The organism is Microbacterium sp. Clip185 (genome assembly GCF_028743715.1).
Classification (GTDB): domain Bacteria; phylum Actinomycetota; class Actinomycetes; order Actinomycetales; family Microbacteriaceae; genus Microbacterium.
On sequence record NZ_CP117996.1, the window covers coordinates 1734451 to 1749269 of the forward strand.

Annotated in this window: 15 protein-coding genes; 7 read left to right on the forward strand and 8 right to left on the reverse strand. The window is 69.5% G+C overall.

Annotated features, from left to right (window positions below; genetic code table 11):
- Positions 1 to 20: 20 nt before the first annotated feature.
- Genes PQV94_RS08355 through PQV94_RS08390 form a run of 8 tightly spaced genes read right to left on the reverse strand, consistent with a single transcriptional unit; the run spans position 21 to position 6670 of the window.
- The gene (locus PQV94_RS08355; RefSeq protein WP_274285421.1) at positions 21 to 578 is read right to left on the reverse strand and encodes a ribonuclease H family protein; all 558 of its coding nucleotides are present in this window, start codon (positions 576 to 578) and stop codon (positions 21 to 23) included.
- A 25-nt stretch (positions 579 to 603) separates the two neighbouring features.
- Positions 604 to 1509 carry an oxygen-dependent tRNA uridine(34) hydroxylase TrhO gene (trhO, locus tag PQV94_RS08360; protein ID WP_274285422.1) on the reverse strand — a complete coding sequence of 302 codons (906 nt, stop codon included), beginning with the start codon at positions 1507 to 1509 and terminating at the stop codon, positions 604 to 606.
- A 17-nt stretch (positions 1510 to 1526) separates the two neighbouring features.
- On the reverse strand, positions 1527 to 1745 hold the full coding sequence (locus tag PQV94_RS08365) for an SCO4848 family membrane protein (protein WP_274285423.1): 219 nt from the start codon (positions 1743 to 1745) through the stop codon (positions 1527 to 1529).
- 20 nt (positions 1746 to 1765) lie between these two features.
- Complete coding sequence (locus PQV94_RS08370) at positions 1766 to 3259, reverse strand: amidohydrolase (RefSeq protein WP_274285424.1); 1494 nt, start codon at positions 3257 to 3259, stop codon at positions 1766 to 1768.
- Positions 3256 to 3891, reverse strand: a complete 636-nt coding sequence (locus tag PQV94_RS08375; protein ID WP_274285425.1) for an FMN-binding negative transcriptional regulator — start codon at positions 3889 to 3891, stop codon at positions 3256 to 3258. The genes PQV94_RS08370 and PQV94_RS08375 overlap by 4 nt, the downstream gene beginning before the upstream one ends.
- 7 nt (positions 3892 to 3898) lie before the next feature.
- Positions 3899 to 4894, reverse strand: a complete 996-nt coding sequence (locus PQV94_RS08380) for an Fpg/Nei family DNA glycosylase (RefSeq protein ID WP_274285426.1) — start codon at positions 4892 to 4894, stop codon at positions 3899 to 3901.
- The gene (locus PQV94_RS08385) at positions 4894 to 5439 is read right to left on the reverse strand and encodes a ribose-5-phosphate isomerase (protein ID WP_274285427.1); all 546 of its coding nucleotides are present in this window, start codon (positions 5437 to 5439) and stop codon (positions 4894 to 4896) included. The genes PQV94_RS08380 and PQV94_RS08385 overlap by 1 nt, the downstream gene beginning before the upstream one ends.
- Positions 5440 to 5476: 37 nt before the next feature.
- Positions 5477 to 6670 (reverse strand): ferrochelatase, encoded by a 1194-nt coding sequence (locus PQV94_RS08390; protein ID WP_443192679.1) that lies wholly within the window; start codon positions 6668 to 6670, stop codon positions 5477 to 5479.
- 140 nt (positions 6671 to 6810) lie between these two features.
- Here PQV94_RS08390 and pepN point away from each other — a divergent pair, with 140 nt between their 5' ends.
- The 7 genes from pepN to PQV94_RS08425 all read left to right on the forward strand — a co-directional run bounded on the left by pepN (position 6811) and on the right by PQV94_RS08425 (position 14818).
- A complete protein-coding gene (gene pepN, locus PQV94_RS08395; RefSeq protein ID WP_274288249.1) occupies positions 6811 to 9351 on the forward strand; it encodes an aminopeptidase N in 2541 nt (846 codons plus the stop codon).
- A 140-nt stretch (positions 9352 to 9491) separates the two neighbouring features.
- Complete coding sequence (locus PQV94_RS08400; protein ID WP_274285428.1) at positions 9492 to 10403, forward strand: ABC transporter ATP-binding protein; 912 nt, start codon at positions 9492 to 9494, stop codon at positions 10401 to 10403.
- The gene (locus PQV94_RS08405; protein WP_274285429.1) at positions 10400 to 11245 is read left to right on the forward strand and encodes an ABC transporter permease; all 846 of its coding nucleotides are present in this window, start codon (positions 10400 to 10402) and stop codon (positions 11243 to 11245) included. Before PQV94_RS08400 ends, PQV94_RS08405 begins: the two co-directional genes overlap by 4 nt.
- A 10-nt stretch (positions 11246 to 11255) precedes the next feature.
- Entirely contained in the window at positions 11256 to 12503 is a 1248-nt protein-coding gene (locus PQV94_RS08410; RefSeq protein WP_274285430.1) for a sensor histidine kinase, read from the forward strand.
- Entirely contained in the window at positions 12500 to 13186 is a 687-nt protein-coding gene (locus PQV94_RS08415; RefSeq protein ID WP_274285431.1) for a response regulator, read from the forward strand. The genes PQV94_RS08410 and PQV94_RS08415 overlap by 4 nt, the downstream gene beginning before the upstream one ends.
- A 61-nt stretch (positions 13187 to 13247) precedes the next feature.
- Positions 13248 to 14363, forward strand: a complete 1116-nt coding sequence (locus PQV94_RS08420; RefSeq protein WP_274288250.1) for a mechanosensitive ion channel family protein — start codon at positions 13248 to 13250, stop codon at positions 14361 to 14363.
- On the forward strand, positions 14360 to 14818 hold the full coding sequence (locus PQV94_RS08425) for a globin (protein ID WP_274285432.1): 459 nt from the start codon (positions 14360 to 14362) through the stop codon (positions 14816 to 14818). The genes PQV94_RS08420 and PQV94_RS08425 overlap by 4 nt, the downstream gene beginning before the upstream one ends.
- The last annotated feature ends 1 nt before the right edge of the window (position 14819 follow it).

The window sequence follows — 14819 nt, forward strand, 5'->3', positions numbered from 1 at the left end:
CCGGCGCGATGTGGGGGTGCTCAGCGCGCGCGGTCGCCCGCGCTGCGCGGCGGGTCCACGCTGACGTCCAGCGGCTCGAGGCCGCGCAGCGACGTCCATACGAGCTCCTCGCCCTTGGCGGCGTGCTGAGATGCCCGCACCGCGCGCTCGTCCGCCCAGCTGTTGAGGCGATGCCCGCGGTGTCCCCGCACGTGCTCGAGGACGACGTCGGGAAGGCCCGCCGCCCGCCGCGCGTCGCGCACTTCGATGAGCTGTTCGAGGATGTCGCGGTTGGCCGTGGGCTTCTTGGCCGAGGTCACCCAGCCGCGACGGGCGTGGCCGTCCATCCACTTCGTGTAGGTGTCGATCGCGTACATCGAGTCGGCCTGCACGATGAGCTCGGGCACGGCGAAGTGGTCGCGGATCGCGTGGAGCAGCCCCAGCAGCTCGCCGATGTTGTTCGTGCCGCTCGGCAAGGACCCTGCGGCCCACTGGCCGTCCTCGCCCACCCATGCCCACCCCGCAGGCCCCGGGTTGCCCTTGCAGGCCCCGTCGGTCGCGACGGTGTAACGAGAGGGCACGGCGGCAGTGGAGGACATCCCTCCATCCTCTCAGGCGATCCGCTCAGCCCGCCACGAGTTCCGGATGGTGACCGCAGGCCGTGCTGCCCTCGCACGCCTCACAGCGCACCACGCGATCAGGACATCCGGCGACGGCGCAGTCGATCATGCGCGACGTCGCCGCGCCGCATCCGGTGCAGCGCCCGATGTGCTCGGCTTCGGAGCCGAACGTCATCGCCTGCCGACCGTCGAAGACATAGAGGGACCCCTCCCAGAGCCCCGTGTTGCCGAACGTCTCGCCGTACCGGACGATCCCGCCGTCGAGTTGATAGACCTCCTGAAAGCCGCGCGCCATCATCAGGCTCGAGAGCACCTCGCACCGGATGCCGCCGGTGCAGTACGTGACGATCGGCTTCTGCTTCAGATGGTCGTAGCGTCCGGCGTCGAGCTCCGCGATGAACTGCCTCGTCGTGGAGACATCGGGCACGACCGCCCCGCGGAACCGGCCGATCTCGGCCTCGAACCCGTTACGGCCATCGAAGAACACCACATCCTCGCCGCGTTCCTCCACGAGCTTGTGCACGGCGCCGGGAGTCAGATGCGTGCCGGTACCCACCACGCCGTCCGTGTCGACGCGCAGTTCGTCGGGCGCGCCGAAGGTGACGATCTCGTCGCGCACCTTCACGGAGAGTTTCGGGAAGTCCAGGCTGCGGCCCTCGTCGTCGAGGCCCGTCCCCTCCGACCACTTCAGGTCGAGGCCCCGGAAGGGCTCGTACTGTCGTGTCTTTCGCGCGTAGGTCTTCACCGCGCGGAGCTCACCGCCGACCGTGCCGTTGATGCCGTGCTTCGAGATCAGGATGCGGCCGCGCAGACCGAGCAGTTCGCAGAGGTCGCGCTGCCACAGACGAACAGCCTCGGGGTCGGCGATCGGGGTGAACCGGTAGTACAGCAGGATCTTCGAGATGGCCACCGAGACAGCGTAGGCGCTCAGCCCGCCACGAGGGCCCACACAGCGGCGCCCGCCGACAGGATCGCGAGCACGAGGGCGGTGCCGATGAGCACCGCGTGCACGACGAGGAACCGTGTGGGGCGCCCGTCGGCGTCGCGGGCTCGTGCGTCTTTTGCGACGCGACCGTAGAAGCGCGGCCAGACCACGACGTTGTAGACGGCGTTGACGAGCAGAAGGACGGCGAGCAGGGGAAGCATGTCCCTGAGCGTAATCGCGCTCAGACGCGGTGGGTCACGCGGCCGTCCAGGACCGTACCGACGACCTGCATGCTGCGCAGAGCGGCCGGTTCCGCCGTCCGGGGGTCCGCCGCGAGCAGTGCGAGATCCGCACGCTGTCCGACGGCGATCGTGTCGGGATCCGCGGAACCGCGATGCGTGGATGCGGCGAGGGCGACCCCCACCGGAACGGTCTCGCCGGGCTGCCAGGGCTCGCGCCCGTCTCGCGTGCGAAAGGCAGCCGTCGCGATCGCAGCCCACGGGTCGAGGGCGGAGACCGGGGCGTCGGATCCGAAACGGAGATCGACACCCGCGGCCCACAGCGAGCGCAGCGGATATGGCCGCGCCGTCTGCGTGACCCAGATGCTGTCGGTCAGATCGCGGTCGTCGAGCGCGTGCTCCGGCTGCACGCTCGCCGTGACTCCGAGTCGTGCCATCCGCGGGATGTCGGCCGCGGCCACGAGCTGCGCGTGCTCGATCGTGCCGTGTGCGTCGGCGGCCGCGTACGCATCGAGGGCATGACGCATCGCGTCGTCGCCGATCGCGTGGATCGCGCAGTCGAGACCCGCGGCCGTGGCCCGCGTCATGACGTCGCGCAGATCGTCGGGGGCGATGGTGAGCAGTCCGTGCGGATGCGGTGCCTCGGCGTAGGCGACCGAGCACGCCGCCGTGCGGGTGCCGAGAGATCCATCGGTGATCGCCTTCAACGGTCCGACGGTGACGAGCTCGCCGTCGTCGCCGCGAAGCGGATCTCCGCTGCGCAGGCCCTCCGCGATGGCGCGGTCGAGCAGATCAGGGTAGATCCCGAACTCCACTCGCAGCAGATCGAAGCCGCCCGCACGACGGCGCTGCCACGAGGACTCGTTCCACACCATGTCGAGGTCCACCACGCCGACGACTCCGCGCGCGGACGCGGCGGCGGCCATCGCCGTCACCGCCGCATCCGCGACCTGGTCGGGAAGCTCGTTCAGTCGCCGTGACACATCGAAGGCCGGGCCTTCGCGAAGCACGCCGTCGTCTGCCGAAAGGCCCTCGCGGGCGAGAGCTGCGGAGTTGAGCCACACGCTGTGCACGTCGGCGTTGATCAGGTACGTGGGAGTGTCCCCCGTCGCCGCATCCAGGACCTCGAGCGACGGCGCATCGGGCCAGAGCGCATCGCGGAAGCCGGTGCCGACACGCCGCCCGTCCACACCCGGCGCCACCCGGCCCATCCGGGCCGCCGCATCCGCCGCCGAGACGCACTCCCCGAGTGGCTCGCGCAGCGCCGCCAAGGCCCATTGCGTCACGTGCACGTGGTGGTCCCAGAGGCCCGGGATGACGTACGCACCCTCGCCGCGATGCACGGCGCCGGCCAGGCGCAGGGACCCCGCCGGCGCGATGTCGGCGATGCGCCCGTTCTGGAGGACGATGTCGTAGACCTCGACCCCCGGAAGCAGTTCGGCGCCCGGACCCGCGATCCGCACGTCGGCGAGGGCGTCGATGCGCGGCCGGCTCATGCCTGGGGCCGTGCTCGCCGCGCGCGGGCCATCTCGTCCGCCAATGCCGGGTTCGAGTGAGGCCCTTCACCGCGCAGCATCTCGACGATGTGGTCGACCACCTCCACGGGGCGGTTCTGGCTCAGCTTCCGCTTGGCCACGACCGAGGTCGGAGTGAGCCGGAAGCCGACCGTGCCGCGCTCGAGGCGTCGCACGAACTCCGCGTCGTTCGGGCGCTCCCACATCCGGCGCGGGTCCGGCATCCGCGACTCGAACCGGTCGACGAGACGGTCCAGAACCCGCAGGTTCTCCTCGGCGTCCAGCAACTCGGGGACGCCGCGCAGGTGCGCGGCCACGAAGTTCCACGTGGGAACCGCCGGCACGTCGCCGTACCAGCCCGGCGAGACGTAGCCATGCGGGCCTTGCACCACCACCAGCAGCTCGCGCTCCCCCAGCCCATGGATCGCGTCATCGGGCTTGCCGACGTGGGCCACGATGCTCAGGTCATCGCTGGTGTCGTCGAGCAGCACGGCGTAGTGCGAGGCGACGAGCCCGTCGGGCCCGGCGCTCACGAGAGTCGCCCACGGGTTGTGGTCGATGAGCCGACGGATCTCGCCGACGTCGGTCATCGCGAAGCTCGGGTTCTGTCTCACCGCATCCTCACTTCTGGCACACCGGGCACCAGTAGAGCTTTCGCGCCCCCATCTCCTCCAGCACGATCGATGTGCCGCTGATCCGACACGGCAGGCCAGCGCGGTGGTACACCCAGTGGCGGTCGTCACGATGCGCCATCGCCCGGCGCCACTCATCGGGGGTGAGGTCGTCCATGGTCATCATCTGGCCGGTCTCGACGCCGATGCGCAGCAGCCTCACCCAGTCGCGCCAGAGGCCCCGCACGACCTCCTCGGGCACGTCGCGTCCCGGCGTGTGCGGGTCGAGCCGGGCGCGGAACAGCAGCTCGGCGCGGTAGACGTTCCCGATGCCGCTGACGACGCTCTGATCCATGAGCAGGAGTCCGATCGGCGTGGGCTTGCGTCGGACGACGCTCGTGAAGCGTTCCTCACCCTCTGCCACATCGTCGACGAGCGGATCCGGGCCGAGCTTCGCGATGACAGCCTGCACCTGATCCGGGGTGAGCACCTCGCACGCGGTGGGGCCGCGCAGGTCTGCGCACGTGGCATCGGTGAGCAGGCGCAACCGCACCTGGCCCACCACCGGGGGCGGCCAGGTCGCGTCGGTGTCATCGAGCCCGGAGGTCTGCTCGGACATGCGCACGTGTCCGCGCGCCTTGCGGGGCGCGCCGATGGAGGTCAGCGAGTTCTCGCCGGCCGCATCCACGATGCGTTCCGGATCGGTCCCCCGCTGGTTCGTCTGCCCCATGCGCCCATTGGCGGAGGCGATCGTGGGATCGACGAGGATCTCGCCGGAGAAGTCCCACGCGCCGTACATCCCGAGATGCACGCGCAGCCACAGATCGCCCTCGAACTCGAGGAACATCTGCTTGCCGACAGCCCTCACCGACAACGCCTCGCGTCCGTCGAGCAGCGCGGCTCCTTCGGCGAAGCGGCCCTGCGGACTCGACGCCGAGACGCGGTGCCCGACGACGTTGCGGTCGAACTGCCGGGCGATCCGGTGAACGGAATGGCCCTCGGGCATCAGCCCGCTTCCGGGTCGAAGCTGCTGGACGCGTCGTCGAGAACGTCGGCGTGTGCGAGACCCGCGCGCGGGTCGGGCAGGAGCGAGCCGTCGCGCTCGAAGTCCGCGATCTGCGCGATGCGGCGCACATGCCGCTCCTCGTTCGAGAAGGGCGTCGCGATGAAGCGGTCGATGAAGGTCGTGGCCTCCTCGAACGTGTGCTGGCGGGCGCCGATCGCGATGACGTTGGCATCGTTGTGCTCGCGCGCAAGCTCTGCCGTCGCGATGTTCCAGACCAGTGCCGCACGGATGCCGGCCACCTTGTTCGCCGCGATCTGCTCGCCGTTGCCGGAGCCGCCGAACACGATACCCAGCGTCTCGATCCCCGCCGCCTGATCGCGCACGACCGCCTGGGCGGCGCGGATGCAGAACGCCGGGTAGTCGTCGACGGGGTCGTACTCCAGCGGCCCGTGGTCGACGACGTCGTGACCGGCTTCGGCGAGGTGGTGCTGCAGGCGCGTCGAGAACTCGAGGCCGGCGTGATCCGTGGCGATGTGGATGCGCATGATGCTCATCCTAGGGAGGCACGCACCCGACCCGCACTCACGGGGCGATGCCGGCGGCTGCCGGCTTGAAGCCCGCGCGGATGTTCTCGCAGCATCCGGGACGGCAGACGTCGAACCACGGACCGAGCGATGTGCGGTGCGGACGCTGATCAACCGGTGTACCGGCGAGTCGTTCCTCGATCAGATCGACGAGTCCCGACACATATGCGGGGTCGATGCCCGGCGTCGGCGTGCGCACCGCCCGGATGCCCACCTCCTCCGCGGTCTCCATGGCCTCCGTGTCGAGGTCCCAGAGCACCTCCATGTGGTCACTCACGAAGCCGAGCGGAACGATCGCCACGGCCGTGACTCCGGCCGCGGCGAGCTCGGTGATCTCGTCGTTGATGTCGGGTTCGAGCCACGGTTGGGACGCGGGGCCCGAACGCGACTGGTAGACGAGCTTCCAACCGATCTCCGGTGCCGACTGCGCCATGACGACCTCGGCGACGGCGAGGTGCTGGGCCTCGTAAGCCCCGCCGGGGCCGAAGTCGCGGTCTCGCGGGCCCGAGCGCTGCGCGTCGGCGGTCGGGATCGAATGCGTCGAGAACAGCACACGGATCTGCTCGGCGGGCACACCGTCGGCGAGGAAGCCCGAGACGGCTTCGCGGACGCCTTCGACGAAGGTCGACACGAACCCCGGGTGGTCGAAGAACTGCCGCACCTTGTCGATCGTCACGGTGCCGCCCAGGTTCGTCGCGTCCAGTACGCGAGCGAAGTCCTCGCGATACTGGCGACAGCTGGAGAACGAACTGTACGCGCTCGTCGCGACAGCGAGGAGGGTCGTGTGGCCGGCCTCCGCAGCCTCCTGCACGGCCTCTTCGAGATACGGCCCCCAGTTGCGGTTGCCCCAGTAGACCGGAAGACCGAGACCACGGCGGTCGATCTCCGCCTCGAGCGCGGCCTTCAGGGCGCGGTTCTGGGCATTGATCGGGCTGACGCCGCCGAAGTGGCGATAGTGGTGTGCCACCTCCTCCAGACGCTCGTCCGGGATGCCGCGCCCGCGCGTCACGTTGCGCAGGAACGGGATCACGTCATCCTGACCCTCCGGCCCTCCGAAACCGGCGAGCAGCACCGCGTCGTACGCCGTGGGCTGCTCGACCCAGGGCGGACCGCTCGCGGCATGCGCCGAGGCGAAGGGCACGGCCGTGTCGGGGGTCTCGGTCTGAAGCGGGGTCTGTTCGGGGGAACTCACGCCAACATCCTTGCACCGCGAACGGATCGAGCCGGAGCAATACCGCCGATGCGCAGCAAAACCGTAGGCTGGAGCTCTCGCCCGTGTCGCCAGCAGCGATGCCGCGCCTTTCACACCCTCACCCCATGGGAGCAAACGCAGTGCCTGGAGAGAACCTCACCCGGATCGAGGCGCAGGAGCGCCGCGCGATCGTCGACACCGAGTCGTACGAGATCGCGCTGGATCTGACCACGGGAGCGGAGCTGTTCCGCTCGACCAGCACCATCCGATTCGCCGCCACCGAGGGCGCTTCGACCTTCGTCGACCTCATCGCGGAGCGCGTGCACCGCATCACGCTCAACGGCGTCGACATCGACACCTCCGCCTTCGCGGACTCCCGCATCCAGCTGGAGAACCTCGCCGCTCAGAACGTGCTGACCGTCGACGCCGACGCGCGGTACACGAACAGCGGCGAGGGGCTGCACCGGTTCGTCGACCCGGTCGATGGCGAGGTCTACCTCTACTCCCAGTTCGAGGTGCCCGACTCGCGGCGCGTGTTCGCCGTTTTCGAGCAGCCGGATCTGAAGGCGACGTTCCAGTTCACGATCACCGCTCCCGCCCAGTGGCAGGTCGTCTCCAACTCCCCCACGCCCGAGCCCGCTCCCGCGGGCGACGGCGTCGCGACGTGGACGTTCGAGCCCACGCCCCGCATCTCGTCCTACATCACGGCGCTGATCGCCGGCCCCTACGAGGTCACGCGTTCCGAGCTCACCAGCTCGTCGGGACGCGTCATCCCCCTCGGCGTGTTCGCCCGTAAGAGCCTCTGGCAGTACCTCGACGCCGACTACGTGTTCGAGAAGACCCGCCAGGGCTTCGCGTACTTCGAGGAGAAGTTCGGCGTCGCCTACCCGTTCGCGAAGTACGACCAGCTCTTCGTCCCCGAGTTCAACGCGGGCGCAATGGAAAACGCGGGTGCGGTGACCTTCACCGAGACGTACGTCTTCCGCAGCAAGGTCACGGACGCGGTCAAGGAGCGTCGGGTCGTCACGATCCTCCACGAGCTGGCGCACATGTGGTTCGGCGACCTCGTCACCATGAAGTGGTGGAACGACCTCTGGCTGAACGAGTCGTTCGCCGAGTGGGCGTCGACCATCGCCACCGCCGAGGCCACCGAGTGGACCGAGGCGTGGACCACGTTCAACGCGATGGAGAAGTCCTGGGCCTACCGCCAGGACCAGCTGCCCTCCACGCATCCCGTCGTCGCGGAGATCAACGACCTCGAGGACGTCCAGGTCAACTTCGACGGCATCACCTACGCCAAGGGCGGCTCCGTTCTGAAGCAGCTCGCCGCCTGGGTCGGCGTCGAGGCGTTCTTCGCCGGTGTATCCGCCTACTTCCAGAAGCACGCGTGGGGCAACACCGAGCTGCCCGATCTGCTGACGGAGCTGGAGACCACCAGCGGCCGCGATCTGTCGGGCTGGTCCAAGAAGTGGCTCGAGACGGCCGGCGTCAACACGCTCACCCCCGCGGTGGATGAGTCCGTGGATGGCACCATCAGCAAGTTCTCCATCATCCAGACCGCTCCAGCTGACTACCCCACCATCCGTCCGCACCGTCTCGGCATCGGCTTCTACGACCTGCAGGGCGATGCCCTCGTGCGCGTGCACCACATCGAGCTCGACGTCGACGGCGACCGCACCGACGTCGCCGAGCTCGTCGGCCACCGCCGCCCCGACCTCATCCTCCTCAACGACGACGACCTGGCGTACGCCAAGATCCGACTCGACGACCGCTCGCTGGCCACGGCGGTCGCGCACCTGTCGAAGATCAGCGACCCGCTCGCCCGCTCCCTGGTGTGGGGCGCCGCCTGGGATCAGACACGGGATGCGGAGGCGTCGGCCTCCGAGTACGTGCAGCTCGTCCTCGGCAACATCGCCACCGAGACCGAGTCCACCACGGTGCGCACGACGCTCGCGCAGCTGCAACTGACGGCGAACGCCTACGTCGACCCCGCCAAGCGCGATGCCACGCGAGTGGCCGTGGCCGACGGCCTCTGGGAGCTCGCACAGGGTGCGGCCGCGGGAAGCGACAGCCAATTGCAGTTCGTGACCGCATTCGCCTCTGCCGCGGCGACACCGGAGCATTTCGCACGCGTGCGGAGCCTGCGCGACGGCGAGCTCGTCCTCGACGGCCTCGAGATCGATGCGGACCTGTCCTGGGCTCTGCTCGTCTCCCTCGCCGCGGGCGGACTCGTCACGACGGCGGACATCGACGCCGCCCTCGCCGCGGACAACACGGCCAAGGGCGGTGAATTCGCCGCGCAGGCGAAGGCCGCGCTCCCGAACGCGGAGGCCAAGCAGGCCGCCTGGGACGCGCTGGTCGGCTCCGACGACCTTCCCAACACCGTCGTCCGCTCGGCCGCCGCGGGCTTCACCCACCCGGCCGGTCGCGACCTGCTAGCCCCGTTCGTGTCAACCTACTTCGACATGCTCCTGCCGGTCTGGGAGTCGCGCAGCTATCAGATCGCGAACTACCTGATCGTGGGCCTGTACCCGGCGCCCCTCGCCGACGTCGCGTTGCGCGACGCGACACGCGCCTGGCTCGTCGAGAACCGCGAAGCACCGGCGGCGCTGCGCCGTCTGGTTGCGGAGAACCTCGCCGGCGTCGAGCGCGCCCTCTCCGTCCAGGAGGCGGATGCCTGATCAGGCTGATGCATGAAGGCCCCGTCGACCCCGTGTCGACGGGGCCTTCATGCATCTCCGCCCATGGGACGAGATGCATCGACCGAGATCGGTACCACAGGGGGACGCGGGGGCGAAGCGACCGCTCGTAGCGTGGAGCCATGATCGTCGCAGAGAACCTCACCAAGCAGTTCGGGGACAGGCACGCCGTCTCCGATGTCAGCTTCACCGTCCAACCCGGCAAGGTCACCGGCTTTCTCGGCCCGAACGGCGCCGGCAAGTCCACGACGATGCGGATGATCGTGGGCCTGGACCGTCCGACCCGCGGCAACGTGACCGTCGACGGCGAGGACTACCGCAACATGCGCTCGCCCCTGACCCGGGTCGGTGTCCTCCTGGACGCCAAGGCCGTGCACACCGGCCGCTCCGCCCGTAACCACCTGCGGGCGCTCGCTGCCACGCACGGCATCCCGACCTCCCGCGTCGACGAGGTCATCGCGCTGACCGGCCTCGAATCCGTCGCCAAGAAGCGTGCGGGCGGTTTCTCCCTCGGTATGGGCCAGCGTCTCGGCATCGCCGCAGCGCTCCTGGGCGACCCGCAGACGCTCATCCTCGACGAGCCGGTCAACGGGCTCGATCCCGAGGGCGTGCGCTGGGTGCGCCAGTTCGTGCGCCACTACGCGAGTGAGGGACGCACCGTCCTGCTCTCCAGCCATCTCATGAGTGAGATGGCCATCACCGCCGACCACATCATCGTGTTGGGCAAGGGACGTGTCCTCGCGGACGCTCCCGTGTCGCAGCTCGTCTCCGAGTGGACGAGCACCCGCATCCGGCTGCGCAGCCCGCGGCTCGCGGAGCTCATCCCCCTCATCTCGGGAGCGGGCATCGAGATCACGCAGACCGAACCCGGAACAGCCGACCTCGTCGGTGCGCTGCCCGAGACCGTCGGCGACGCCGCGGCGGCCGCCGGCATCCCCATCCACGAGCTGAGCCCGCAGAGCGGTTCGCTCGAAGACGCCTACCTCGCCCTCACCGGCGAGTCCGTCGAGTACAAGAGCAAGGAAATCGCATGAGCGCCACCACTGCACCCGCCCCCGCGCGTCGCACCACCTCGACGGACGGGTCGTACCGCCTCTCCTTCCCGCGCCTCGTACGAAGCGAGTCGCTCAAGCTCGTGACCCTGCGCTCCCCGTGGTGGTCGATCGCGATCGTGGCCGTGCTCTCGATCGGCTTCTCCCTGCTGATGGCGTGGGCGATCACGAGCTTCGACGGCGGACCGCAGGGCGACGACGGCTCGTTGGCCACGATGGTGATCCTCGCGCCCACGACCTTCACGATGCTCCTCGCCGTGATCCTCGGCGCCATCCAGGTCACCGGCGAATACTCGACCGGGATGATGCGCTCCACGCTGACGGCTGCGCCCGGACGACTCGGGTCGCTCTTCGCGAAGACCGTCGTGGTCGCCGGATTCGTGTTCGTGTCCAGCATCATCATCTTCGCCATCGCCGCCGTGGCGACAGCGCCGATCATGGCCCGCAAGGACCTCGGACTCGACTTCTCCAACCCGGAGGTCTCGTTGCTCCCGCTGCTGGCGGGCGCTCTCACCATGGCGGTCATCGCGATCATCGGCGTCGCGACCGGCTACATCCTCCGCAACGGACCGGGCGCCATCGCCCTCGGTGTGGGTCTCGTGTTCGTCCTGCCCATCGTCCCCGCCTTCTTCGCCGCCCTGCCGGGCTGGGAGTGGATCCAGGACGCCGCACGGTTCCTGCCCTCGAACGCGGGCCAGCTTCTGATGGGCACCGGCGGCGGCAGCAACCCGCTCGAGCCGTGGGCAGCGAGCCTGACCCTCGTGGTGTGGGTGGTCGCGGGCCTCGTCGGCGCGAGCGCCGTCCTGAAGAGCCGCGACGCGTAGAGTCGAGCGGATGAGCAAGCGCGGTCGGGCCGTCGCCGGGGCGGAGAGCACTCCCCCCGACGACGGCCTGCTGCTGCCGCGACCTCCCGGCGCCATCCGCCGGTACTGGTCGCGGCATCCGCGTTTCGCCGATGCGCTCGTCGCGTTCTTCGCCTTCGTGCTCTCCGGGCCGGGGCTGGTGGCTGCCGCACCCATGGACGCCCGTTGGGCGCCGTTCGGGATCGTCGTGTCTATCGCCGTGCCGGCGAGCACCGCGATCGCCCTGCTGTGGCGCCGGCGCTTCCCGGTCGCCGTCTTCCTCGTCGCCGCTGTCCCCTACCCCTTCGCGCCGTACCCCATGCTGCCCAGCGGTGTCGCCCTGGCGATCGCCGTGTACTCACTGTCGGTCTACCGCTCGAGTCGCGCCGCGTGGGCGAGCGCCGGCATCCTGAGCGGGGCCCTCGTCGTCTCGGGTCTCGTGCGCGTCGTGCTCGGCGAGAGCTGGTCGAGCGCGATCGGCGCGACCATCGCCACCATGGTCATGCTCCTGATCGGGGCGCTCATCGGAGCGAACGTGGGCGGGCGCAAACGATACGTCGAAGCCCTCATCGAGCGCTCCCGTCAACTCACGATCGAGCGCGATCAGCAGGCACAGCTCGCCACGGCGGCCGAACGCACGCGAATCGCGCGCGAGATGCACGACATCGTGTCGCACTCGCTCACGGTCATCGTGGCGCTCTCGGAGGGCGCGGCCGCCACCACCGACACCGAACGCGCGCGCTCCGCCGCACGCACCGCCGCGGACACCGCTCGCGGCGCCCTGACCGAGATGCGGGCGATGCTCGGCGTCCTGCGCACGGATGACACCGGTAGCGCTCCGCTCGCCCCCCTCACGGCCCCCTCGCCGCGCGAGGTCGTCGCCACGGCGCAGGGTGCCGGCTACCCCGTCGTTTTGCGCACGTCCGGCCGCACGGGCGCGTATGCGCCGACGACGGAGCTGGCGATCGGGCGCGTCGTGCAGGAGGGCATGACGAACGCCATGCGACATGCACCCCGTGCAACAGAGGCCGTCGTCGAGATCCGCGAGGATCCGGATGCGGTGCGCATCAGGATCACGAACGACGGTGTCCCGCCCGAACGCGCCGACGACAACCCAGGGTTCGGACTTCGCGGACTCACCGAACGCGTCGCCCACGCCGGCGGCACCCTGCGCACCCGACGCGGCGACGGCACGTGGACCCTCGACGTCTGGCTTCCCACAGAGAAGGATCCCCGATGACCGACCCCATCCGCATCCTGCTCGTGGACGACCAGGAGCTCATTCGACTCGGCTTCCGCATGGTGTTGGACGCCGAGGAGGATCTGCAGGTCGTCGGCGAGGCAGCTGACGGCGCTTCCGCCGTCACGGCCGTCGAGGCGCTGCAGCCCCACGTCGTGCTCATGGACGTGCGGATGCCGGGTGTCGACGGCATCACCGCCACCGAACGGATCGTCGCCGCTCACCCCGACGCCCGCATCCTCGTGCTCACCACCTTCGATCTCGACGAGTACGCGTTCGCAGCGCTGCGTGCGGGGGCGAGCGGCTTCCTCCTCAAGGACGCCCAGCGGCAGGAGCTCATCTCCGCGATCCACGCGGTGCACCGGGGTGACGCAACGCTCTCGCCGCGCGTGACGCGCCGCATGATCGAGCTTTTGGGCACACCGCCTGTCCGCAACGCGGTACCCGACCCGACCGAGACGCTGACCGAGAGAGAGCGCGAAGTGTTCCTCGCGATGGCGCAGGGCGCGACGAACGCCGAGATCGCTGCCGCACTGTTCCTGGGCGAGTCCACCGTCAAGACGCACGTCGGCCGCATCCTCGCCAAGCTCGGCGCGAGAGATCGCGTGCAGGCGGTCGTGATCGCCCACCGCGCGGGGCTCGTCGACGGCGGCGCCCAGCTCGGTGAGAGCGGTGGTCGGTAGCATCGAAAGGGTGACGCACACCTTCGTCTTCGACCCCAACGATCCCGCGTTCTGGCCGCGCATCGGGTCGTTCTTCACGACCGCCGGCTTCAAGGTGCTCGGCGTCCTCGCCATCGTCGTCGGCGCCATCATCGTGTCCTGGATCCTCCGCGGGGTGATCCACCGGGTCGTGGAGCGCATCGTCTCGGGTGCCAAGAGCAAGGCGCAGGTGACCGACACCCAGGCGCTCGATCGCTCCCCGCTCGCGGCCGTGCGTCTCGTGCAACGCACCCGCACCCTGGGATCGATCCTGCAGAACATCGTCAACGTGACGATCGTCATCATCGGCATCATCCTGATCGTCAACACGATCGACTCGGGCATCCTGGGCTCCTTCGCACTTCTGACCGCGGCGATCGGTGCGGGACTCGGTTTCGGAGCGCAGAACATCGTCAAGGACGTGCTCAACGGCATTTTCATCGTCGCGGAGGACCAGGTGGGCATCGGCGACGTCGTCGATCTCGGGCTCGCGACGGGTGTCGTCGAGTACGTCAGCGTGCGCGTCACGCACGTGCGCGACGTCAACGGAACGCTCTGGTACGTCCGCAACGGCGAGATCACCCGCATCGGCAACATGTCGCAGGGGTGGTCGCGGGTCATCATCGATCTCTCCGTCCCCGTCGACGCCGATCTGGACGCGGTGGAGAAGGCGATGCTCGACGCCGCGAAGCAGCTCGCCAAGGACCCGAAGTGGCGCACCCGGATCATCGAACAGCCCGAGATCTGGGGACTCGAGTCCATCTCTGGCGATGCGCTGGTCATCCGACTGGTCATGAAGACCCGCTCGAACGCGAAGGACGACGTCGCGCGAGAGCTCCGTGTGCGCTTGAAGCGCGCGATGGACGCCATGGGAATCCAGCTTCCGCTGCTGAACTCGATCATGCTGAGCGGACTCGAGGGTGCCGGTCGCGTGCGCGGCGCGAACCCTCCCCGCACGAAGCCGATCCCGGTTCCTGCCGACGAGCGTCCCGTGTGGCGCCCCAAGCGGACCGGGCGCGGTGCGCGCGCCGCGGCCGAAGCCGCACCGCAGGGTGAGGCGACCACCCCCGCCGGAGGCGTCGAGCCACCGACCGATGACACGTCGGCCGCACCCCGTAAGCCCCGCAAACCCCGCACCCCGCCCGAGGAGTCCGCATGAGCGAGCAGCCCGTCAGCTTCTACGAGCAGGTCGGCGGACACGACTTCTTCACTCGGCTCGTGGATGTCTTCTACGAGGGGATCGCCGACGACGAGGTTCTGCGTCCCATGTATCCGGAGGCCGACCTCGGTCCCGCCAAAGTACGCATGCAGACCTTCCTCGAGCAGTACTGGGGCGGTCCGAGCACGTACAGCGAACAGCGGGGACACCCGCGGCTGCGCATGCGTCACGCATCCTTCCACGTGAACCCGGACGCGCGGGACCGCTGGCTCTCCCACATGCGCCGGGCCGTGGACGTGTGCGAGCTGCCACCCCTGCTCGAGGCGACGCTGTGGGACTACCTGCAGCGCGCCGCGTATGCCATGGTGAACACGTTCGAGCCCGCAGGCATCGGGCCCGCGGCGGGGGCACGTCCCTCTCTGCCGGTCGACCCCGCGCCGACCACGAAGGAGTGAG

Coding starts and splice junctions, on each gene's coding strand:
- PQV94_RS08365 (WP_274285423.1), bottom strand. CDS start 1,745: ATGCTTCCCCTGCTCGCCGTCCTTCTGCTCGTCAACGCCGTCTACAAC.
- PQV94_RS08410 (WP_274285430.1), top strand. CDS start 11,256: ATGAGCAAGCGCGGTCGGGCCGTCGCCGGGGCGGAGAGCACTCCCCCC.
- PQV94_RS08415 (WP_274285431.1), top strand. CDS start 12,500: ATGACCGACCCCATCCGCATCCTGCTCGTGGACGACCAGGAGCTCATT.
- PQV94_RS08405 (WP_274285429.1), top strand. CDS start 10,400: ATGAGCGCCACCACTGCACCCGCCCCCGCGCGTCGCACCACCTCGACG.
- PQV94_RS08385 (WP_274285427.1), bottom strand. CDS start 5,439: ATGCGCATCCACATCGCCACGGATCACGCCGGCCTCGAGTTCTCGACG.
- PQV94_RS08370 (WP_274285424.1), bottom strand. CDS start 3,259: ATGAGCCGGCCGCGCATCGACGCCCTCGCCGACGTGCGGATCGCGGGT.
- PQV94_RS08425 (WP_274285432.1), top strand. CDS start 14,360: ATGAGCGAGCAGCCCGTCAGCTTCTACGAGCAGGTCGGCGGACACGAC.
- PQV94_RS08400 (WP_274285428.1), top strand. CDS start 9,492: ATGATCGTCGCAGAGAACCTCACCAAGCAGTTCGGGGACAGGCACGCC.
- PQV94_RS08380 (WP_274285426.1), bottom strand. CDS start 4,894: ATGCCCGAGGGCCATTCCGTTCACCGGATCGCCCGGCAGTTCGACCGC.
- PQV94_RS08355 (WP_274285421.1), bottom strand. CDS start 578: ATGTCCTCCACTGCCGCCGTGCCCTCTCGTTACACCGTCGCGACCGAC.